The 21,747-nt window shown below is 54.8% G+C and carries 19 protein-coding genes; 7 read left to right on the top strand and 12 right to left on the bottom strand.

The genetic code is table 11. The features are described from left to right. Positions 1–430 precede the first annotated feature (430 nt). From K9N21_07355 to K9N21_07325, 7 genes are all read left to right on the top strand, one after another. Positions 431–1,546, top strand: coding sequence for a hypothetical protein (locus tag K9N21_07355; protein ID MCF8143719.1), 1,116 nt, complete (start codon positions 431–433; stop codon positions 1,544–1,546). Between the two features lies 1 nt (position 1,547). Beyond that, the gene (locus K9N21_07350) at positions 1,548–4,088 is read left to right on the top strand and encodes a PglZ domain-containing protein (protein ID MCF8143718.1); all 2,541 of its coding nucleotides are present in this window, start codon (positions 1,548–1,550) and stop codon (positions 4,086–4,088) included. Further along, positions 4,088–6,136, top strand: a complete 2,049-nt coding sequence (brxL, locus tag K9N21_07345) for a protease Lon-related BREX system protein BrxL (protein ID MCF8143717.1) — start codon at positions 4,088–4,090, stop codon at positions 6,134–6,136. The genes K9N21_07350 and brxL overlap by 1 nt, the downstream gene beginning before the upstream one ends. 48 nt (positions 6,137–6,184) lie before the next feature. After that, positions 6,185–6,934 carry a HEPN domain-containing protein gene (locus tag K9N21_07340; GenBank protein MCF8143716.1) on the top strand — a complete coding sequence of 250 codons (750 nt, stop codon included), beginning with the start codon at positions 6,185–6,187 and terminating at the stop codon, positions 6,932–6,934. Positions 6,935–6,950: 16 nt separating this feature from the next. Further along, positions 6,951–7,415 (top strand): hypothetical protein, encoded by a 465-nt coding sequence (locus tag K9N21_07335; GenBank protein MCF8143715.1) that lies wholly within the window; start codon positions 6,951–6,953, stop codon positions 7,413–7,415. Between the two features lie 224 nt (positions 7,416–7,639). Beyond that, on the top strand, positions 7,640–8,497 hold the full coding sequence (locus tag K9N21_07330; GenBank protein MCF8143714.1) for a putative DNA binding domain-containing protein: 858 nt from the start codon (positions 7,640–7,642) through the stop codon (positions 8,495–8,497). Then, positions 8,433–9,044, top strand: a complete 612-nt coding sequence (locus tag K9N21_07325) for a hypothetical protein (GenBank protein MCF8143713.1) — start codon at positions 8,433–8,435, stop codon at positions 9,042–9,044. Before K9N21_07330 ends, K9N21_07325 begins: the two co-directional genes overlap by 65 nt. A 93-nt stretch (positions 9,045–9,137) precedes the next feature. On the opposite strand, the gene K9N21_07320 is transcribed toward K9N21_07325, so the two are convergent. The 12 genes from K9N21_07320 to K9N21_07265 form a co-directional block, all read right to left on the bottom strand. Then, positions 9,138–9,299, bottom strand: coding sequence for a hypothetical protein (locus tag K9N21_07320; protein MCF8143712.1), 162 nt, complete (start codon positions 9,297–9,299; stop codon positions 9,138–9,140). Between the two features lie 29 nt (positions 9,300–9,328). Next, a complete protein-coding gene (locus K9N21_07315; GenBank protein ID MCF8143711.1) occupies positions 9,329–10,111 on the bottom strand; it encodes a carbon-nitrogen family hydrolase in 783 nt (260 codons plus the stop codon). Continuing rightward, the gene (locus K9N21_07310; GenBank protein ID MCF8143710.1) at positions 10,108–11,292 is read right to left on the bottom strand and encodes an aminotransferase class I/II-fold pyridoxal phosphate-dependent enzyme; all 1,185 of its coding nucleotides are present in this window, start codon (positions 11,290–11,292) and stop codon (positions 10,108–10,110) included. The genes K9N21_07315 and K9N21_07310 overlap by 4 nt, the downstream gene beginning before the upstream one ends. A 223-nt stretch (positions 11,293–11,515) precedes the next feature. Further along, positions 11,516–12,535 carry a hypothetical protein gene (locus K9N21_07305; protein MCF8143709.1) on the bottom strand — a complete coding sequence of 340 codons (1,020 nt, stop codon included), beginning with the start codon at positions 12,533–12,535 and terminating at the stop codon, positions 11,516–11,518. A gap of 168 nt (positions 12,536–12,703) precedes the next feature. After that, positions 12,704–13,084 carry a response regulator gene (locus tag K9N21_07300; protein ID MCF8143708.1) on the bottom strand — a complete coding sequence of 127 codons (381 nt, stop codon included), beginning with the start codon at positions 13,082–13,084 and terminating at the stop codon, positions 12,704–12,706. Between the two features lie 179 nt (positions 13,085–13,263). Continuing rightward, complete coding sequence (locus tag K9N21_07295; GenBank protein MCF8143707.1) at positions 13,264–14,193, bottom strand: methylenetetrahydrofolate reductase; 930 nt, start codon at positions 14,191–14,193, stop codon at positions 13,264–13,266. Next, the gene (locus K9N21_07290) at positions 14,190–14,858 is read right to left on the bottom strand and encodes a methylenetetrahydrofolate reductase C-terminal domain-containing protein (GenBank protein ID MCF8143706.1); all 669 of its coding nucleotides are present in this window, start codon (positions 14,856–14,858) and stop codon (positions 14,190–14,192) included. Before K9N21_07290 ends, K9N21_07295 begins: the two co-directional genes overlap by 4 nt. Positions 14,859–14,876: 18 nt before the next feature. Further along, positions 14,877–15,308, bottom strand: coding sequence for a hydrogenase iron-sulfur subunit (locus tag K9N21_07285; GenBank protein MCF8143705.1), 432 nt, complete (start codon positions 15,306–15,308; stop codon positions 14,877–14,879). 108 nt (positions 15,309–15,416) lie between these two features. Beyond that, on the bottom strand, positions 15,417–19,856 hold the full coding sequence (locus tag K9N21_07280) for an FAD-dependent oxidoreductase (GenBank protein MCF8143704.1): 4,440 nt from the start codon (positions 19,854–19,856) through the stop codon (positions 15,417–15,419). Between the two features lie 16 nt (positions 19,857–19,872). Further along, on the bottom strand, positions 19,873–20,748 hold the full coding sequence (locus tag K9N21_07275; protein ID MCF8143703.1) for a methylenetetrahydrofolate reductase: 876 nt from the start codon (positions 20,746–20,748) through the stop codon (positions 19,873–19,875). 17 nt (positions 20,749–20,765) lie between these two features. Beyond that, entirely contained in the window at positions 20,766–21,161 is a 396-nt protein-coding gene (locus K9N21_07270; GenBank protein ID MCF8143702.1) for a hypothetical protein, read from the bottom strand. Further along, positions 21,158–21,466, bottom strand: coding sequence for a hypothetical protein (locus tag K9N21_07265; GenBank protein MCF8143701.1), 309 nt, complete (start codon positions 21,464–21,466; stop codon positions 21,158–21,160). The genes K9N21_07270 and K9N21_07265 overlap by 4 nt, the downstream gene beginning before the upstream one ends. Positions 21,467–21,747: the final 281 nt, after the last annotated feature.

Raw genomic sequence — 21,747 nt, 5'->3', positions numbered from 1 at the left:
TTCTCTAAACGTTCCGGCACCTTTTGATCACCTGCCTTTCATAAGATAGTCCATTATGCTATACAGGCAATCAGCAGGAATGTCCAGAACTTTTTTCGCTAATCCATCAAAAATCCATTAACAAACCGGTAATGCTCCCCTTTTTAATCTATCTACCTATTTTGGAATAGAGTCTCTAATTGCTATCTACCAAGAAAATACTATACATCGGGAAGAGACGACAACTTATATAACTAACGCATACTTGGAAATTGATCGTATAGTTTGTCGTGAATACGGCCTATCGCCTGATCAATCTCAACGGCTCTGCGAAAAACATTTTTCAGCTTTTCAGAAGGCGTTTTCAGGTGAACCCCAAAGCGTTCGCGACTATGTCGATTCGGTTTTAAGCCTTGCTTTCGGCTTAATGCTTGGACGCTTTGATGGGCGCATGATTTTTGATCTATCGCTTTCGCCGACACCAACCGACCCCTTCGAGCCGTTGCCGTTCTGCCCGCCGGCGATACTGGTCGGTCGAGACGGACTCCCCGCCCAACCCAATCAAATCGTCAGTGAAGAATGGCTCCGCGCACGGGCGGATGCAAATACGCTGCCACCCGAGGACAGTGTCCAGAACCCCGCGATTCCAGATCCCGAGTATCCCATCCGTATCTCATGGGACGGGATTCTGGTGGATGATCCAGGGTTCAATGGGGGGCAGCTCCATCAGGAAGACATTGTGCGGCGGACGCGGGAAGTGTTGCGTGTGCTGTGGACGGACAAGGCACTGGATATTGAGCAGGAGGCGTGCGAAATTCTGGGGGTGGCGGATCTGCGGACTTATTTTCGGAAGGGCTTTTTCCCGGATCATATCAAGCGGTATTCCAAGAGCCGGAGAAAGGCGCCTATCTACTGGCAGCTTTCCACGGCTTCGGGGGCCTATTCGGTCTGGCTGTATTACCACCGGTTCACCAAAGATACCTTTTACAAACTGCTCAATGAATATGTGAATCCCAAGCTTCAGTTTGAGGAGCGGGAATTGACCAGCGCCCGGCAGCAGTATGGGCAAAGTCCGACAGCCTCGCAGCGAAAAGAGATTGCGGGCCGGGAGACTTTTGTGGAGGAACTCCGGGCGTTCAGGGAGGAGGTGGGCCGGGTCGCGCAGTTGTGGAACCCGGATTTGAATGACGGGGTGATCATCAACTTTGCGCCCTTGTGGCGGCTGGTCCCTCAGAACAAATCATGGCAGAAGGAGTGCAAGAAGGTGTGGGACAAGCTGGTCAACGGCGACTATGACTGGGCGCATCTGGCCATGCACCTGTGGCCGGAGCGGGTGGTCCCCGAATGCACGGCCGACCGCAGTCTGGCCATTGCCCATGGATTGGACGACGCCCTGTGGGAGGAAGATGAAAAAGGAAAATGGCATGCCAAAGAGATCTCAAAAGAGACCCTGAACGTACTGATCCAGGAGCGAACATCCGCTACGGTCAAGGCAGCGCTGGAAGAGCTGTTGAACGCCTCTGTTGCCAACGGCTCCGGCCGCAGAAGAACCAAGAGGAAGTCTTGATATGAACGCGTTTCATCAATATCTCGAAAAACTCCTGACCGACCGCCTCGCCAAGCGCCATGTGGCCGTCTGGTACGATCCAAGGGCAGAATTCCAGGCGTTTGTGGACGCGCTGCCCATATCGGGGGAGCTGGAAAAGGGCATTCGGCAGACCCTCATTGGGGATATGCCGGTGGCCCTGGCACGCTTTGATGGGTCCTTTTTCGGCATCAAGGCAGCGGTGGAGCCTTTGGTAGACAAAGACGAGCCAGGGCTCTTACTGATCTACATTCCCAGGGCATCTCAGGACCGAAAAGGGTCGGTACTCATGGACCTTGAAAAGGGGGGCTCGTGCTTCGAGTGGCAACTGAAGCGGCTGGGTCGGTTCTGTCTTATGGAAAGGGGGGATTCCGACGGCGTCATTGACAAGCTCCTGGCCCCGGAGACCACTACCTATCAGGATATTGTGGGGTTCCTGACCCGGGAGGGAGGCGAGGCCCCATCCCTGATGAAAATGATCTTTGACGGGGCAAGAGACAATCCCGCCATGCTGGCCCAATGGCTGTGCAACCCCGGATCGGATGAAAAAATCGTATCCAAGAGCGCGCAATCGGAACTGTTTCTCCTTCTCGCCGGCCGGCTCGGTCTGGAACTGCCTGAGGGAATGTCCCTTATAAAGGCCAGGGAAAAGGCGCTTCGTTACGTTTTGGCGAACGAGTTCCGGGATGATCTTTCCTGCACCCCGCCCCAGACCATCTCCATGATTCCGGAACCTCAGAACAAAGACCAGCTCGCCCTGGTTCGAAAAACGGCCTCGGCCATGCGCGAAAACCATCCTGACGTCTATGTGGACACGGCCGACGCCATAGAGAAGGCCCTGTCCCTAACGAGCCAGGCCATTGATCCTTCGGCCCTGGGCAAGGTGGATACCTTTGCGTTTGAGGAAAAGGCGCTTCTGAAATGGGTTGGCGAACGGATCCTGAAAGGGGAATACAAGGAGTCACTATCGCTCGTTTCCGAACGTCAGCGCAGCTTCTGGGCGGACCGGACCATCGAACGACAAGCCCAGTGGAGGGCCTGTCAGCTCATGGCCAATCTGGGGGACCGGATAGACGCAACGCGAAAGGCCCTATCCAGGGCGGGTTCCGAGCCTTTGAACTGGGTCAATGCCTATTGCGACCAGGAAGGCTGGCACCGGGTGGACCTGGCCCAGCAGCAGTTGGAGGCCTGGGCCGCCAAAATGACGGTGGACCCGGAGGCTGAGGCGGCCCTCGAAAAGGTACGCCAGGCATACGAAGAACTCCTTCAAGACATGGCCGTGGGATTTATGGAGGCCCTGGATCGTTCGGGGTGGCTCGTGTCGGGCGTGCTTCAACAGACCGATGTATATCCGAAGGTGGTGGACAAAGAAAAGACGCCTGCGGCCTATTTCCTGGTGGATGCCATGCGGTTTGCCATGGTCCATGAATTCGTGGAAATGCTTCCGGCCGCGCGGGAAATGGTGGTCAAGCCTGCCGTTGCAGCCTGGCCCACCATTACGCCGGTGGGCATGGCCGCCCTGCTGCCCGGGGCCTCTGCTGGTTTCAGCCTGGCGGATTCGGGTGGAAAGCTCGCAGCCCTGATTGACAATGCCGCATTACCGGACGTAAACGCCCGCCTGAAATTTCTCAAAGCCCGAATCCCGGGCATGAAGGAAATGCCCCTTGAAAAGCTGTTGCAGATGTCCCGAAAGCGGCTCGCCGATTGGGTCTCGGGGGTCCCTCTTCTCGTGGTTCGCTCCCAGGAGATCGACGCCCTCGGGGAGCTTGCAGGGGGGCTCATCGCTCGACAGGTGATGGATACCATGGTAAGCAACGTGGCACGGGCGGTTCAACGGCTTGCCGATTGCGGCGTCACCCGCTTTGTGGTGACGGCGGACCATGGTCATCTCTTTACCCGGAAAAAGGAGGACGCTTTCAAGACCGACCCGCCAGGAGGTAAAACCCTGGAGATCCATCGCCGCTGCTGGATCGGCCAGGGCGGAACCACCCCGGCCGGAACCGTTCGCCTTTCCGCAGGGCAGATGGGATACAACAGCGACCTGGAATTCATTTTCCCCAGGGGAATCGGGGTGTTCAAGACTGGAGGGGATCTGGGATATCACCACGGGGGACTGACCCTTCAGGAAATGATCATCCCGGTGATCAGTTTCCGCATGGGGGGGGAGAAGCCCACGATGGAACCGGGCGGGATTATATCCCTTTCGGAGGTCCCTGAAAAACTGACCAACCGGACGTTCGGGATTAAACTCGCGATGGAAGGCCTGTTCAACCAGACGCCGATTACGGTTCGACCCCTCCTGTTGAGCCAGGGCGTTATTGTTGGAAAGGCCGGCATGGCCCTGAATGCAGCGTATCAACAGGATACCGGAAACATTGTCCTTCAACCAGGCAAACAGGCAGGAGTGGCCATGATTCTCGAAAAAGAGGACTGTGAAACGGTGCGGGTGATCATCCAGGACCCGGCAACGGACGGGGTGCTGGCCCAATCAGACGATATTCCGGTGAAGTTGGGAACGGTGTGATGGAAGAAAGAGAGATTCAGATTCCAGAGCGAGACCTCCTGGACGACAAGGCCAATCGAGTCTTTTCCGGGCGGGTGGTGCGAAAGGACCTGGTGCGAAAGGTTAAGGTGGGCGCCAATGTGCCGGTCTTTGTTCTGGAATTTCTTCTGGGAAAGTACTGCGCCTCATCCGATGAGATGGCCATTCAAATGGGGCTCCAGGTTGTCAATAAGACCCTGGCAGAAAACTACATCGGCCCGGACGAATCCACCCGGGCCAAGAGCCTGGTGAAGGAGCAGAACACCCATACATTTATCGACAAGGTTAAGGTACGTCTTGTGGATTCGGATTACTGGGCTGAAGTGGTCAATTTTGGAGATCGGTTCGTGCATGTGCCCACCCAATACGTGAGGGAATACGACCGTCTCCTAATGGGGGGCGTCTGGGCACAGGTGGACCTGCGCTTTGATTACGACGAGGAGAGCCGGGGCAAACACCCCTTCTGGATCGACAAGTTAGCCCCCATCCAGATCGCCACCTTTGACATCGAAGAATACTGCCGACTTCGAGCCGAATTTTCATCCGATGAATGGGTGGACCTGCTGGTGAGGAGCATGGGCTATGAAGCGAACGGGATGGAACGGCGATTGAAGCTGCATTTCCTCCTCCGGCTCCTGCCCCTGTGCGAGCGCAATTACAATTTGGTGGAACTGGGGCCGCGCGGGACCGGCAAGAGCTTTGTCATTCAGGAAATTTCCCCCTATTGCGCCCTGTTGACCGGTCCCACCACCGTGGCCAACATGTTCGGACACATGAGCGGTAGGCACAAGGGGATGGTGTCTATCTGGGATGTGGTGGGGTTTGACGAGGTGGCGGATCTTCAGAAGATGCCCAAAGAGGTCATTACCACGCTCAAGACCTACTGTGAATCGGGCACATTCCAGCGGGGCAAGGACGCGGACTCCGGAAACGCCAGCATTGTGATGTTTGGCAATACGAACCAGCCTATCGATGTGATGGTGCAGACAGGCCACCTCTTCGCTCCCATGCCGGACGTGATCCGGGATGATATGGCCTTTATTGACCGGATCCATTTCTATCTGCCCGGTTGGGAAATCCCCAAGATGCGGGTGGAGCTGTTTACCCGGCATTATGGCTTTGTAGTGGACTACCTGGCTGAGGCGCTGCGGGCCATGCGCAAATACAATTTCACAGAGGTGATTGACCAGCACTTCAGTCTCGGTTCCCACCTCAATGCCCGAGACCGGAAGGCCGTGCGAAAGACCGTCTCAGGCCTGATGAAAATCCTTTATCCCCACGCAAAGGCCACCCCGGATGAGCTGAAGGAGATCGTTGAGCTGGCCCTGGAAGGACGGCGGCGGGTAAAGGAGCAGCTCAAAAAAATGGGGTCGTTTGAGTATTACCATACTTCCTTCAGCTACATGGAAAAGGAGACTGGGGAAGAGCACTTTGTGGGTGCACCCGAGATGGGCGGGAGAGGTTTGATTTCGCCGGACCCCATGGCCCCCGGCACCGTTTACAGCGCATCCGTCAACGCCGAAGGTACGGTAGGCATGTACCGCATCGAGGTGAGCATGTCGCCGGGGACGGGCAAATTGAAGATGGCGGGCGGAGTTTCCGGAATCATCAAGGAATCCATTCAGCGGGCCTTTGGCTACCTGGCGGCCAAAAAAGGAGAGCTGGGCCTGGTCCGGGAAGTGGACAACTCGGATTTCCACGTGGAGGTCCTGGATCTCCTAAACAACAAGGTGCAGGGCGAGTTAGGCGTGGCCTTCTTCGTGGCCCTGTTCTCCGCTATCCGGAAAAACCCTGCCACCCCTGCCACTTTGATTATCGGCGATATGAGCATTCAGGGCAACATCAAGCCTGCCCGTTCCCTGGTGGAACCCCTCCAGGTGGCCAAGGACAACGGGGCCAAACGCGCCCTCATCCCCATCGAAAACAAACGCAATTTCCTGGATGTGGATGCCGACATCATGGAACACGTGGACCCCGTCTTCTACGGAGAGCCAAGGGCCGCGGCGTTGAAGGCGCTTGGGTTGAGTTGACACAAGTTCGTTATGAAGAGGATGACTAAATCTGGAAGGAAACGCGGTTTGGATTTGCAAGTTGCATTAAATAGTTTCGCAAAAGAAGCCTTTAGAGACCAAGGCGATAGAGACTACATCTCATCGCGTCTCGTCTATCGATTAAAATTCCGAGAGCAGTTTCTATGGTCAGGTTTGCAGGCGATAGAAAAATATTTAAAAGCGATTCTTCTCTTTAATGGCCGCAGTAGCCTTTACATAAATTGGCCGGCAACAAAAGGACCCAGATTCGGGCATGATCTTGTCGCCCTGTACGATGCCGTAAAGAATATCACCGAAATCAAAGTCACTTGTCCAGGAGAGGTTGAAGTTTTTATTAAGTACCTGAAACAGTTTGGTATAAATCGCTATTTCGACCGATCAACATATACTATCGGGAACGAGCTTTTGGAGCTGGATAAGGCTGTCTGGCATATCCGCCGTTATTGCCAACAATTGCGCTGGGTCGTGAAAGATCCATCTGGTCAAAGCATAGATATGATTGCCAAGCGTGTCGATAAGTTGAATGCAGCTTCAGTCATTCAGGATCCATGGAAATTTAGAATCCGAGATGCTTTCCTTGAAAATGTCCTTTCGCGTTCTAAGAATGACTCTGTGCGCCAAGCCTTAATATGGCAAAACCTGTATTACGGAACTCGAAGAAAAGGGCAGGTCAGTTATTCTCCCATAAGAGGTTCGGCAAATCCTCCAAGCGTAAGAGGCTGGAGCCAGGATCCCAGCCTGAGATCTCAACTCGAAAAATATATTCAGCTTCCTTGAATTAATGGAGCACCCGATGGACTGGGACGATGATGAATTTAATGTAGGCTATGAAGAGATGGGCCATGGCGGGCACAATTCCAGTGCCATGCCGGATGAGGCTTCCTTGGGCGGCCTCGATCCCATGGATATTTCAGACCCGGCGAGTGCCTATTTTTTACTTAGCGACGATGCCCAAGATGAAATCACCGGGACCGATAAAAAGAAAATGAAATGCCGCTCCTGTGGCCACCGATTCACAGGTGAGATCTACGACAGATGCCCGAAATGCAACCGTCTCGACACGGAAGAGGTCTTGTCATTCATTGATGATGGAGATGAGGGTGGTGAAATCGCAAATATGAAATGCCTTTCATGTGGCCACACATTCGTCGGCGAAATCTATGACCGTTGCCCCAAATGCTTCAGTTCAGATACCGAGCAAATGCCTGACGAAAAAGCGTGGCAGCGGGACGCTCTTTTAAAATTCAATTGCAAGTGAAAGGAATTGGGGAGGGCTAACTAACCGGAAATATTGTTAAATCAATGGCATCAACGCCTGAGGGAATACACCCATGAACATCGACCAGTCACAGGACCAAATCCCTTTTTCGCCCGGAGACTGGGTTACCGACAAGAATAATCTCGGGCAGTCAGGACAATACACTGGTAAGGGATTTGTAATGGCACGTTTCAAGTTTCATGAGAATCGCATAGGAAAACGCTATGGAACTGAAAAAACTGCTCAAATCAGGTGAATCCGAGCGAGTGGAGTTCAAGCGTACGTTCGGCAAAGAGGTCATTATATCTCTTTCCGCCTTTGCCAATACCGAGGGTGGAAAAGTGGTGGTCGGCGTGGACAACACCGGAAAACCGACGGGGCTTACCATTGGACCAGAGACCGAACAACGATATCTCAACGAGATTAAAGTTGCTACCTATCCTCAGTTGATGCCCCACCTGACCACGCACGAAATAGACAATAAGACGGTTCTTCTATTTGAAATCAGTGAATATCCGATCAAACCGGTCCCCTGCAAAAACCGGTATTACAAGAGGGTAAAAAACAGCAACCATCTGCTTGCCCTTGATGAAATCATCGACCTGCGGCAGCAAAGCCTGAACATTTCCTATGACGCCTATCCGCTCAACGAAAATCCTGCTTCCTTGAATTCCTCCCTGATGACCCAGTTCATAGAGAAAGCAGGCGCAACAGGCCGCATCAATTTGCAGGATGATCTGTTCACCAACTTGATCAAGTTGCGCCTCATTCAAGAGGGGAAGCCGACACTGGCGGCCATGCTGTTGTTTGGAAATCATGGATACGCTATCCATGCGGGCCGGTTCAAATCCCATGATATCATCATCGATGATTTTTACACAAAGGCCCCCCTTCCCGCCGCCCTTGAAGAGGTGATGATCTTTATCAAGAAACACATCAATGTGTCCTTTCACTTTGACGGCAGTCTTCAGCGAAAAGAAACGATGGCAGTATCCTTTGGAGGCGATACGCGAGCTGGTGTTAAACGCCGTGGTGCATCGGGACTACAAAAACGCTTCAGACATTGTTATCAAGGTCTTTGACGATCGAATTGTTATCAGCAGTCCCGGAAGGCTGTTTGGAAAACTCACCATCGCGGACCTCAAGCGTGACGACTACAGTTCATCTATTCGCAACAAGCTTCTTGCCGAAGCATTCTATCTGACAGGGGATATTGAAAAGTACGGAACAGGCTTCATCCGGATCCGAGAGTGGTTAAAGGCCTACCCCGAAATCCGGTACGATATCCGTGAATCCGGCGATGCCTTTGTTGCCGAGCTTTTTCACTCGGGAACAGGCGGCCTAAAAACCGATACGAAAGACCTAAAAAAAGACCTAAAAACCCATGTGAAAGACCTAAAAACAGAGATGGGGCTTTCTAAAATCCAGGCGGAAATCGTCTCCCGGGTCCTTGAAAATGGATGGGTTACTCAGCAGGAACTGTCAACATATGTCGGGATATCACCCCGGAATATCAGAAAGAACATGGATGTACTGAAGGCAAAAGGCCTTCTAAAACGAATCGGTCCCCAGAAGGGCGGCCATTGGAAGATCATTTTCCCCGAAGAGGGACCGCAATCGGAAGACTAAGATGAAACTCAAGGATTTTATTCAAAACCAGGTCCTCCTACCCTGGTTGAAGAAAAACGGGGTATTGATGGTGTACATGTGTGCCAATATAGATCACCTCCACCGTCCAGAAAGCCTGCTGTAATTGGTCCATTCCCCCCTGACCGGCCCCATGACCTCGATCTCTTTAATGAGCGTGAACGCCTTCTCCTGAACAGCCTTGGGAAGGCGACCAATGGCCTTGGAAACGTCACGGGATGGGATCACTTGCCACATGGCCCAATATGCCACCTACTGATATAAAGTCAGGATACATTATGAACGTAATGGGATCTCCGGTCTTTCAGAAAGGGCATGGCCGAGCGAACCTGTTCCACGCGGTGAGGATCGATTTCTCCCATAACAAGGGTTTCGGTGCCGCCGCCACGGGCAATGGTTTCTCCTGAGGGATCGATGATGGCGGATCCGCCCGTGAACAGGTGCCCGCCTCCCTCGCCCACCCGGTTCACCCCCACCACATAAAGCTGGTTCTCCACGGCGCGGGCAGGGAGAAGGAGGTCCCAGTGACGCTGGCGCACCGCCGGCCAGGAGGCGATCACCAGAACCAAGGTGCACGCGTCTGCCAGGGGACGAAAGACCTCCGGGAAGCGAAGATCGTAACAGATGAGGCACGATGCCTCCATGTCGTCCAGTTGAAAAGAGACCGTCCGATCTCCGGGAGCATAGTGTTGGTCCTCTTTAAGGAGGCCGATCGGGTGGATCTTGGCATACAGCGCCAGATCAATGCCCTTCCGGTCCACTGCCAGAGAGACATTTTGGGGCCGACCCTCTTTCCTTTTGAGCACAAAGCCTCCCACAACCGCCATATCGAGATCTTTAGCCAGATTGCGAAACAGGGCAGGGGTAGGCCCGTCCATGGGTTCGGCCGTTACAACGGTATCCATGGAAAAGCCGGTAGCGGCCATCTCGGGAAAGACGATGAGCTCCGCGCCCGCTGCTTTGGCTGTCTCAGCCATTTTTCGGATCTTGACATGGTTTGCATCCGGGTCGTGCCAGACAATGTCCATCTGGGCTGCCGCCACTTTCATCTAAGCCACCTCCGCAGTCTTTCCATGCCTTTGTGAAGGGTTTCCTCCTGCTTGGCAAAGCAGAATCGAATGAGATGCCTCCCGCTGTGCCGGTCTTTCCAGAAGACCGAACAGGGAATGGCGGCGACACCTGCCTTTTCAGGAAGCATGCGGCAGAATGCCAGATCGTCATCAAAGCCTAAGGGGGTGATATCCGCCACCACATAATAGGTCCCTTCCGGTTGAAAGACCCTGAAACCGAGTTCCCGCAGGGCCTGGGTCAACAGGTCCCGCCTGCGTGTATAATCCAAAAGGAGCTGCGTATAATAGCTGTCGGGAAAATCTATGGCATAGGCCATGGCCTCCTGAAGGGCGGTTTGCCCGCAGAAGACGATGAACTGATGGCTCATGCGCACCGCCCGTGAAAGTGCCGCCGGGGCGATAACATACCCGATTTTCCATCCGGTCATGGAAAAGGTCTTGGCCGTGGAGGAGACCACAAAGGCCCTCTCCCGAAGGGAAGGGATGGAGAGAAGGCTGACATGCTCTTTGCCGTCATATACCAGATGTTCGTAGACCTCGTCGCCGATGGCATAGGCATTGTACTGCTGGCACAGGTCTCCGATAAAGCCCAGTTCCTCCCTGGTAAAGACCTTGCAGCAGGGGTTCTGGGGATTGTTGATGATAATTGCCTTTGTCCGTGGAGAGAAGGCCTTGGCAAGCTTTTCCTCAGGAAGCTGAAAAGTGTCCCCTACGAGGGATACATATTGGATGCGGGCGCGGGCAAGGGCTGATATGGGCGCATAGGTGTCGTAGACGGGCTCGATCAGGATTACCTCATCTTCAGGTTCCAGGATGCCCAGCAGGGTGGCACACAGACCCTCGGTAGCCCCGGAAGTGATCGTGACCTCGGTGTCGGGATCTACGGCAATCCCGTAAAAACGCTTCATTTTTCGGGCTACGGCCTCCCGAAGCAATGGAATGCCCGAAGAGAGGGCATACTGGTTGGGACCCCTCAAGATAGCCTCTGCCGCCCGTTGACGGATCTCTTCGGGGCCGTCCACATCCGGAAAGCCCTGGGATAGGTTTACGGCATCATGGGCATTGGCAAGCACGGTCATCTCCGTAAAAATGGATGTGCCGTAGGGCCGAAGGGCATTCACCCCTACATCATTTTCTTGATCCGACCGGTTGTTGTCCATGGAAAAACCTCCCTCTGCTGCTTTGGTGACGCTTTAAATTCCACCTTCTTAAAGCGCAGATGACACAAAAAGTCAAATGGGAATTAAGATGGATGTTACAGAAGAGATTTTAAAAATGTTTTTGCAGAAGGTGACGAAGAAAACGAAGAAGATAATAGGTGTTATTTCGAGTATCCTGTCATCCGGATGGTTGGATAAGCGTCCCAGGAGTATATCATGGGTGTCATGTTCGATGGATAATGGAGGGGATATCGAAGCGACCCCGGATGGCCTCAACAGCGGCTGCCAACTGGGCTGAGGGAACGACGCCTGTCACGGATGCGATGGTGCAGCTCAGGCCAAGAAGCTCCACACCGCAGGTTTCAAAGGCCGTGAGGAGTTCACTGATGATACCGTAGCGATCGCCGAAGTGGGGGCCGTTCATGGAAAAGACGGCTGCCGGCGCAATGTTCCGCAAATCCAAAAGGGGAGCCGCCTCACGCAACACCTGTTGGCAGAAATCGTCCTCAGACAGAGGGAGGCAGAAAGAGATCTGGTCCTGATTCGATTCCCGGCATGGGCTGGTGGCCAGGAAGGTGAGAGAGAGACCGGGACGGGCCAGTCGGCCGAAGGCCGGCCCCAGGGCGGCAATCTGTCCTTTGTCCAGCTTTATCTTCAGCAACGCCTGCTCATCCTGAACCTCGAGCCCGTAGACCTTTGGCCGTTTCTCCTGATAGGAGGCGACTACCTCCTTGCAGAGCTGTTCCTTTCCCTTCTGGGCCAGTTTCCAGTCGGCCGGAGTGCGATAAGCGCTGAAGGTGAAGGGACCGAACAGGGCGCTGCTGGCTCGGTTAAGGATTTGTTCATCAAGGACCACAGAGATGGCCGAGGGTGAACTGGCCAGGGCATCGGGGGCGACGCCCTCCCGGCGGAACGCTTCGAAGAGGGCGCGGGTGATCTCCGGGTTTTTCCGATGAGGGAAGATGGAAAGAATGGCGCCCCCGTATTGAAGCGCCGGTCTTTCAGTAAAGGCAGTCACGAGCGCAGCCGATGTTCCGACGGCATTAACGGCATCGACCACGAGGGTGAGGCCCCAGGCACGGTCGTCGGAGACGCAGGTGGCATAGGGGAGATTGATCTTTTGGTCGGCAAGGGCGCGGAAGAGGCGTAAGGGTAAGACGCCGGACTCTCTGGGAGAGACCAGCAGGATTCTCGTGACCTCTTTCAGGACTTTGAATCCGCCCAGCTTTTCAGGGACGGGCATGGAAGAACCTGCTCCCCTTGACAGTGCGGCGGACCCGGGTCCTGAGACCGGTATACCCTGGAATCTCATGTATCGGTATCGATTCCATGCAACTCAGACCTTTCCGGACCTGACCGGCTGCCAGGACAATTTACTGGGAATCGTTGCCTTTCTTTACCTGCGCATGGTTTACAAAAGGGCGGTTACGACCTTCCAGAGACCCTCGGTATCGATCGGTTTAGCGATATAATCATCGGCCTCGGTGGACATGCCGTCGGCATGGGTATACGTGGTGGTGGGGACCGCCTCGCCGACCGCGGTGAGGAGCACCACCGGAATATCGCGCGTGGCCTCATCCGCCTTCAGTTCCGCACAGAGTACATAGCCGTCTTTTCGGGGCATCATGACATCCAGGATTACCAGGTCGGGCCGTCTTTGTTTGATGGACTCCTCCCCCTCGATGCCGTCATAGGCCTGCCCCACCTCGCACCCCTTACTCTCCAGCATCATGGAAACCGTCTCCACCAGATCCGGATCATCGTCTACAACCAGAATATATTTTTTGTCCATGTCCAATCCCCCTTTCCCAGTCATTGGTCATCGATTAGGTATTTATTTGTTTCTTGTGGCTGACTCTGTAACCAGTCGTATTTTCTTCACAAATTGCCCTGATGAAACAACCCATGAGAAGTTTCACAAGACGGCAGATGATGCAGGTGAACTTCTTCAATCCCTAAATTCCTGAATTATCAATCCTTGGGTCTTGGATAAAGACCACTCCGCTCCACGATCTCGGGGACCTTCTCTTCCCATTCGATGGCCATGATGTGAAATCCCCGGACGCCCTCGCATTCCTTCAATCGTTGGATGGTCTCTATGCAGATGTCGATGCCCTCGTCAGGCTGTTTCTCCTTGGGAACGCCGGCCATCCGCTTCACCACGTCATCCGGCACATCCATTCCAGGGACACGGTTTTTCATGTATTTGGCCATTCCCGCGGATTTAAAGGGGGTCACCCCTGCCATAATATGGACCTTTTCATGGAGTCCCCGGTCCCGGGCCATCCGCATCCAGAGCTCGAACTTGTCCAGATTGTAGACGCACTGGGTCTGAATGAATTCAGCCCCGGCCGCAATCTTTTTTGCCAGACGGGGGACCCGGATCTCAAAGGGATCTGCAAAGGGGTTGGCGGCCGCGCCAACGAACATCTGCGGCGGTCTTTTGATATCGTCTCCCCCTAGGAACTTGCCTTCATCCCGCATGCGTCTCACGGTCTGGATCAATTGCATGGAGTCGATGTCAAAGACATTCTGCCCCTGGGGACAATCCCCGAATGTCTGGTGGTCCCCTGTGAGGCATAGGATATTGTAAATATCAAAGGATGCGGCGCCCAGGATATCGCTTTGAAGGGCGATTCGGTTGCGGTCCCTGACCACCATTTGCAGGGTCGGCTCCAGTCCCATCTGCTTTAGATGGATACATGCGGCGAGACTGCAAAGACGGGTCACGCTGGTCTGATTATCCGTAATGTTGATGGCGTCTACGTGATTCCTGATCATCTCCGCCTTTTGCCTGATCGCTTCAGGGTCGCTCCCCCTCGGGGGGCCGCATTCCGAGGTGACCGCCAATTGACCGGAATCCAGGATTTTTTCAAGTTTGCTCGGTGTCTTTACGCTCATTGTCTGACGTCCTCCCTGACCACCTTTCTGGGCCCTCCGGCCCGTTCGGTTGACCAGTCTTTGATCGGAGCGATCTGTTCATATTCATCTAAGCGGCCCAGTTCAGTTAAACGATCGATGATGAGTTGCCATGCACAGTCCAGGTCCTTGCTGATTTCGCATTTCCCTGTTGAAGATCCGCCGCAGGGACCGTTGAGGAGACGTTTGGCACATCGGGATATGGGACAGATGCCCGCGGTCCTGCCGAGGATGCACTCTCCGCACCCCTGACAGCGCTCACTCCACACGCCCCTCTCTTCGGTAACCCCCATGAAACAGGTGTTGACGCCTGGAAAAACCGGCGTCCCGAAGTATGTCTCTGCCATGAACTGGACGCCGACGCCGCAGGCCAGGGAAAGGACAGCATCATACTGATCGATGGTATTCCGGATCTCCTCCAAGTATTCATGATCACACTGTCTCTCCAGTGTAACCTCATCTATGTCCACCTTCTTTCCCTGATTCATGAAATACATGCGCAGGGCAGAGGCCAGAATGCCGACCTCCTTTTTTCCGCCCGCCTCGCAGACGGTCACGCACTCATTGCATCCTACAATGAGGATCTTCTGGAAGTCTTTCACCATGTCGATGACTTCCTCGATCGGTTTCTTATCAGCAACAATCATGTGACAATCCTCCTTCCCTCACGCTGCCATTTTTTCCCTGAACCTCTTGATCGGGTTAGGCCCCAACTCTTTTATTTTCTCGGTCATCTCTACGGCATACTCCGCAAATCGGGTGCCTTCGCCGGAGGAGAGGTTGAACATCTTGACCCGGTCGCCGCCGACGCCGACGGCATCGAGGATGGTCTTGGCCTGCGCCACACGCCTGCGGGCCCTCAGGTTGCCGTTTTCAAACCGGCATTCTCCCTCCAGACAGCCCACCACGTAGACCCCGTCGGCCCCCTTTTCAAATGCCCGAAGTATATGAATAACATCCACCTTTCCAGTACAGGGGACCCGGATAATCCGGATGGTGTCCGGATATTTAAGACGCATCGAACCTGCCAGGTCCGCGGCCGTGTATCCTCAGAAATTGCAGCAGAAGGTGACAATGATCGGATGAAACTCTTCCATGGGAAGACTCCTTCTTGTGGTCAGTAGTCAGTGGTCATGGTGCGTCGCAAAATTGGAAACACCATCCATAACGCGATAAACTCAATACACCCAACAAACTCAATACCCTTATATCACCCCTTCGAGTAACGCATCCACCTTGCTCATGATCTGGTCGTCTGCATACCAGTTCAGTTCGATGGCCTTGGCCGGGCATTCGCCCGCGCAGATGCCGCACCCGTGACACAAGGCCTCGTCGATCTCGCTGACGCCGTCCGCATTGATCCGGGGGACCCCGAAGGGACAGGCCCTTACGCAGACCAGGCATGCAGCGCACTGTTCCGGGTTGACCTTGGCCGTGACGGCAGAGAGGCGTATCTCGGATTGAGAGAGGAATGTGGCGGCCCTGGATGCCGCTGCCAGGGCCTGGGACACGGCTTCGGATACCAGCTTGGGCCCGTGGGCGGTCCCGCACAGAAAGATACCTTCGTTAGCCAGGTCCACCGGCCTCAGCTTGACGTGGGCCTCGATAAAGTATCCGTCGTCATTTCTGGGGAGCTTGAGGATGGAGGACAGTTCCTCTGTATCCTCGGCCACCATGCCGGCGCTCAGGACCAGACGGTCCGCAGTGACCCGGATGTCTCTTTGCAGAACATGATCCAGAAAAGTGACCCGGACCCCTTCGTCGACCGCCTCGACCCGGGGGGGCCGATCCTGATCAAACCGACAGAAGATAACGCCCTTTTGCCGGGCCTCTCTGTAATAGTCCTCCAACAGACCATATGTCCGCATATCCCGGTAGAGGATATAGACATCGGCATCCGGATTAAGGTCCTTGATATGGAGGGCGTTTTTGACCGCGCTCTGGCAGCAGATACGGGAGCAGTTGGGGTGCTCCTCATTTCGGGACCCCACGCACTGGATCATGACCACCTGATTGAGATCCGATGCCCCTTTGAGTTCGAGCCGTTTTCCCAGGGCGATTTGGGTCATGACCCTCGGGTCCTCTCCATAAAGGTATTCTTTGGGGGTGTATTCCCTGGCGCCCGTGGCCAGGATCACCACGCCATGGTCTATCTTTCGTTCGTACATGCCGGGACCTACCAGGATCTCGGTGGTGAAATTCCCTTTGAACCCGGAAAACCCCACAATCAGGGACTCGGTCAGGACCTGAATCCGGTCATGCCGGTTCACCTGTTCCGTAAGTTCCATGACGTACCGCTGGATATCCGCCCCCTCGATGGTGGTGGTCAGTTCCCGGGAAAGTCCTCCCAACTGGGCCTCCTTTTCCACGATCACCACCTCAAAGCCCTGGTCCGCCAGGCCCAGGGCGGTATTCATCCCTGCCACGCCGCCGCCGATGATAAGGGCCCGCTTGTTGACCGGGATGCTCCGTTCATGAAGGGGTTTGAGCAGGCCGGCCCGGGCCACGGCCATGCGCACCAGGTCTTTGGCCTTACCTGTGGCCCCTTCCGGGTCATCCCCGTGAACCCATGAGTCCTGGTCCCGGATGTTGGCCATTTCAAAAAGATACTTGTTGAGCCCGCATGCCTGAAGCGTCTCCTGGAAAAGGGGTTCGTGGGTCCTCGGGGTACATGAGGCCACCACAATCCGGTTGAGATGGTTTTCCTTGATGACCTCCTTGATCTTCTCCTGGGTATCCTGGGAGCAGGTAAACAGATTCTGGTCCACAAGCTCCACAAAGGGGAGACGGGCTGCATATTCCGCCACCCCAGGGACATCCACCACCCCGCCGATATTGATCCCGCAGTTGCACACGAAGACACCGATTCGCGGTGTCTCTCCCTCCACATCCATCTCAGGGGGGATCTCAAGGGATCGGGTATCCTGGTCCCTGGCCCCGGACAAGGCGGTCCCGGCTGCACAGGCCGCGGCACTGGCCTCGGTTACCGAGGTGGGGATATCTTTGGGACCCTGAAAAATGCCGCAGGCGTAAACACCCTTTCGGGAGGTGCTTACGGGTGTAAAGGGGAGGGTGGACGCGAAATGATATTTGTCCAGATCCAGCCCGAGACGGCGACCCAGGTCGATGGTCTCCCGGCTGACTTGAAGACCTACGGAGAGAATGACCATGTCGAAGATTTCTTGGTGGATAATGCCCGCTTCGTCGGAATAGCTGATTTCCAGATCGTCTGTGCCTGGAACAGGGTCGATGGTATGGACCCTGGAGCGGACGAATCGAACGCCATGCTCCTCTCTGGCCCGGTTGTAGTACTTTTCATAATCCTTTCCGAACGTCCGCATGTCCATAAAGAAGATGGCCGCATCCAGGGATTCGGGACTGTGGTCCTTTGCGATCACCGCCTCTTTGATGGCGTACATACAGCACATGGCCGAACAGTAGCCGTTGCCGCAGTGGTGGGTGTCGCGCGATCCCACGCACTGGAGCCAGGCGATCTTCCTGGGTTCCTTATCGTCGGAAGGTCTCACAAGGTGGCCGAGGGTGGGACCGGATGCGCTCAGTATTCGTTCGAACTCCAGGCTCGTCATGACGTTGGGATGGCTTTGGTGGTGATAAAACTCTTCATAGGGTTCGGTGTCGAACACTTCCGCTCCCGGACACAGGATCACGGAACCCACCCGGATTTCCCTCTCTATCGGCTGTTGATCATGGATAATGGCCTCGGCCAGGCATGACTTGACGCACTGATAGCATTCGGAGCAGATTCCGCATTTGAGACAGCGTTCCGCTTCTTTGCGGGCCTCTTCCTCGGTAAGACCGAGGGCGATCTCCTCAAAGTTTCCCCGGCGCTCTTCCAGGGACCGCTGCGGCATCCGGGTGCGGGGGACAAGGGGCTCCTCCTCCTGGATTTCCGGTTTTTCGTAAGGCCACTCCTTTTCCCGGCCCGCCTTCAGGTCCTCACCGGTTATATATCGATGAATGCTTTCAGCCGCCTCCTTGCCGCATTCCACGGCCTCTACCACGGATCTGGGCCCATAAAAGACATCCCCCCCGGCAAAGACCCCTTTCAGAGGCGTCTCCAGCGTGAGGGGATCGGCCTCCAATCCGCCTTTCGGACTGCTGATGATCCCTTCTTTTTGCACAAAGCCCAGATCAGCGGCCTGGCCGATGGCTACGATGACGGTATCGGCATTTATGGTGGTCAAGTCGATTTCGTCGTATTGGGGCCGGAAGGCGCCGGTATCATCAAAGACTGCGGTGCATTTTTTGAACTGGACGCCGGAGAGCCGGCCGCCCTCCTCGACAAACCGTTCGGGACCCAGGCAATTGAGGATCCGGATCCCTTCCTCAATGGCCTCATCGATTTCATAGTCCCAGGCGGGCATCTCGTCCCTCTTTTCAAGACAGACCAAAGAGACCTCCTGGGCACCTTTCCGAAGCGCGCTCAGGGCGACGTCCACGGCCACGTTGCCGCCGCCTATTACAATCACCCTTTTTCCCACGGAAACCGGATGATTCAAGGCCACGTCTCTCAGGAAATCCACCCCTTTCAAGACCCCGGGAAGGTCCTCCCCTTCCACGTTCAGCCTGCGGCTCAGGTGGAGACCGGTTCCCAGGAAGACGGCCTGATATCCGTCGGCCTTGAGACTTTCGAGGGTGATGTCTTCCCCAAAGGTCACACCGGTCCGGATCTCGACACCCATCTGTTCGATGATGCGGATTTCCGCAGCCAAGATATCCCGGGGCAGCCTGTAGGCTGGAATGCCCACCGCCATCATTCCGCCGGGGACAGGCAGTTTCTCAAAGACCGTGACCGGATACCCCCTCTTTCTCAGGAAATAGGCCGCAGAAAGTCCTGCAGGACCGGCTCCGATAACAGCCACTTTTTCGCCGCGCGGCTCAGCGGTGGAAGGGATATAGGGCATTTCCTGGGAGAGATCGCGGTCAGCCAGAAAACGGTGAAGATACTGAATGCCTATGGGTTCATCCGCATCCCCCCGGGTACAGATTGCTTCGCAGGGATGATGACACACCCGACCGCATATGGCAGGGAAGGGGTGGGCGTCCTTAAAGAGTTCCAACCCTTCCCGGTATTTTCCTTCACGAATCAGGGCCACAAACCCCTGCGCACTCACATGGGCCGGGCAGGTGGCCTTGCATGGCGCCGTCCCCCTCTTGGAGATGGCATAGGCCCCGGGCATGGCCTGGGCGTATTGCTTATAAACCGCCTTCCTGGTGGAGAGGCCTACATTGTAGGTATCCGTGGTCTCGATGGGGCATACCTTGAGGCATTCGCCGCAGCTGGTACACTTGGCCACGTCGATGTAACGGGGGTGTTGAACAACGCGGGCCTTGAAGTTCCCTTCTTCACCCTCCAGTTCCCGGAGCTCTGTTGTTGTCAGGAGTTCGATATTCAGGTGCCGGCCGACCTCGACCAGTTTAGGTGAGATGACTCACATGGCACAGTCATTGGTGGGAAATGTCTTGTCCAACTGAGACATGAGCCCGCCGATGGCCGGATTCCTTTCCACCAAGTAGACATAATAACCTGAGTTCGCCAGATCCAGGGCTGACTGCATGCCGGCGATGCCGCCTCCGACGACCATGACGGAGCCTGACATGTTTTTGGTCTGATGGTTAGGCATATCTATTGTTCCTTTCTCACAGCCGTGCTGCGTCCAAGAGCAGGGGAAGCTTGTCTTCCCAGCCTGCGGTTGCGACCATAACCCCCGCCGTCCCCATATCTTTGAATTGACGGATGAGACCGGCCGCAATCTGAATACACTGTTTCAATTTATCAGGGGCCTTCTGGATTTCCCGAATCATCTCCGGAGGGATAGAAATATGTTTGATATTCCTATCCATATACCGTGCCATGCCCGCGGATTTCAGGAGGAGCACCGTTGGAATGACGGCCACTTTGTTCGTATCGATCCGCTTGATGAACTGCTGAAAGCGGTGGAGGTCAAATACAGGGGGGGTAACGGTGAATTGAACCCCTGCCGCCACCATCTTGTTCAGATTTTCAATCTCGATATCGAGTGCCCCGCCCATAGCCCCCGCATTGACGGTGGAACCGATACAGAAGCGGGGCACGCCTGACAGTTCGATCCCGGCCATATCCTTGCCCGTCTGAAGCCTGCCGAGGATTTCCAGAAGCTCCAGCACATCCACATCGTATACCTCTCTGGCCTGGGGATGATCCCCATATCGGATGTCTTCGCCGGAGACGGCCATAACAGAGGTGATACCCAGGGCTGCGGCCGAGAGAATGTCGGCCTGGAGGGCCAAACGATTCCTGTCCCGGCAACAGGCCTGGAGAATCGTTTCAAAACCGTTCTGCTTCAGAAAGGCGCATCCGCCCAAGGAACTCGCCTTCATCACGGCGTTTCCCATTTCAGGGACCACCAAGGCATCCATTCTTCCCTTGACCCTGTTGGCCATGTCCAACAGACGTGAGAACTCGGCGCCCTTGGGCGGTTCGAATTCCCCTAAGAGAACAAATTTTCGAGAAGCAATCTTTTCCTGTAACAGCATATTCGGGTCCTCCTGGGCTAGTGGGGCAATCCGTTGACGGCGTTGGATATGGCCATCTCCAGATCTTCAATGCCGAATGACTGGATATGATAATAGAAAATCCCCTGTTTACGGATGCTGCTTTCCAGTTCGGCCGTATTGGCGTCGGCGCAGATGATAACGGGCAGATCTCTTTCCATGCCTTTTATAACAGATATGAACTCGCAATCTTTCTCTAACAGGACGGCATGAAGCACGAGCCCGTCCACGCGTTGTCCCTGCAGCGTGAGAAGGGTCTCTTTAAGGTTGCCGGTCTTCAGGAGGGCGAACCCCTTATCCTTTGCGAACGCCTCAAGGTTTGAAGAAAGCGCCTCGGCCGGCTCGGCAATAAGGATGGTCTTCTGAGCGGTCATGTCCTCTTTTATCCTGTTCACGCCTCTTTTCCAATTGGCTGATTCATTGTCACACACCTTTTAGCAATCTTTATGCCCAAGGCACAAAACCAATGTTTTACTATGCCTGTTGACCGTCCCGGAGGAAGTGATGGGTCCTCTTTCTCTGTGATGCCGGCGAAGGCCAGAAGCCAGTAAATACAAGCTGTTATATATATGTTAGCCCTGTCTAGGACGGGGTATGGGCATGTAGGGGCTTTCCGGGCATGCGACGGATTTGAGAGAATGGACATGGGGTTGACTTCTGGGGAAAGTATGCCTTTTTTGGGGCATTTTGTAACATCCAATCTCTTTTCCAACTGATAACCATTTGAGATTATTGTCATAAGATAGGTTTGGGGAAAGAATGGACAAATGTTGCAAAACTACCCATTCTACTTCTTTTAAGCGGACCGGGCATGGCAATGCGTATCCCGCCCATTCTTCTCTTCTATGCGGCAAGGGCGGAGAGAGAGGCTGTTTCACCTGGCGTTGGCAGATCGGCAATCGTACATCCTGTGGTTGCCTTAGAGGTGAAAAGGAGGTACCCTCGCCACGTTGCCGTTTGAACCACCTCGAAATGACTTTT

Source organism: Deltaproteobacteria bacterium, assembly GCA_021737785.1.
GTDB lineage: Bacteria > Desulfobacterota > DSM-4660 > Desulfatiglandales > Desulfatiglandaceae > AUK324.
This window is presented reverse-complemented; position numbering and strand designations above follow the sequence as displayed.

Coding starts and splice junctions, on each gene's coding strand:
- K9N21_07355 (MCF8143719.1), top strand. CDS start 431: ATGATTTTTGATCTATCGCTTTCGCCGACACCAACCGACCCCTTCGAG.
- K9N21_07350 (MCF8143718.1), top strand. CDS start 1,548: ATGAACGCGTTTCATCAATATCTCGAAAAACTCCTGACCGACCGCCTC.
- brxL (MCF8143717.1), top strand. CDS start 4,088: ATGGAAGAAAGAGAGATTCAGATTCCAGAGCGAGACCTCCTGGACGAC.
- K9N21_07335 (MCF8143715.1), top strand. CDS start 6,951: ATGGACTGGGACGATGATGAATTTAATGTAGGCTATGAAGAGATGGGC.
- K9N21_07330 (MCF8143714.1), top strand. CDS start 7,640: ATGGAACTGAAAAAACTGCTCAAATCAGGTGAATCCGAGCGAGTGGAG.
- K9N21_07320 (MCF8143712.1), bottom strand. CDS start 9,299: ATGTGGCAAGTGATCCCATCCCGTGACGTTTCCAAGGCCATTGGTCGC.
- K9N21_07315 (MCF8143711.1), bottom strand. CDS start 10,111: ATGAAAGTGGCGGCAGCCCAGATGGACATTGTCTGGCACGACCCGGAT.
- K9N21_07310 (MCF8143710.1), bottom strand. CDS start 11,292: ATGGACAACAACCGGTCGGATCAAGAAAATGATGTAGGGGTGAATGCC.
- K9N21_07305 (MCF8143709.1), bottom strand. CDS start 12,535: ATGCCCGTCCCTGAAAAGCTGGGCGGATTCAAAGTCCTGAAAGAGGTC.
- K9N21_07300 (MCF8143708.1), bottom strand. CDS start 13,084: ATGGACAAAAAATATATTCTGGTTGTAGACGATGATCCGGATCTGGTG.
- K9N21_07295 (MCF8143707.1), bottom strand. CDS start 14,193: ATGAGCGTAAAGACACCGAGCAAACTTGAAAAAATCCTGGATTCCGGT.
- K9N21_07290 (MCF8143706.1), bottom strand. CDS start 14,858: ATGATTGTTGCTGATAAGAAACCGATCGAGGAAGTCATCGACATGGTG.
- K9N21_07275 (MCF8143703.1), bottom strand. CDS start 20,748: ATGCTGTTACAGGAAAAGATTGCTTCTCGAAAATTTGTTCTCTTAGGG.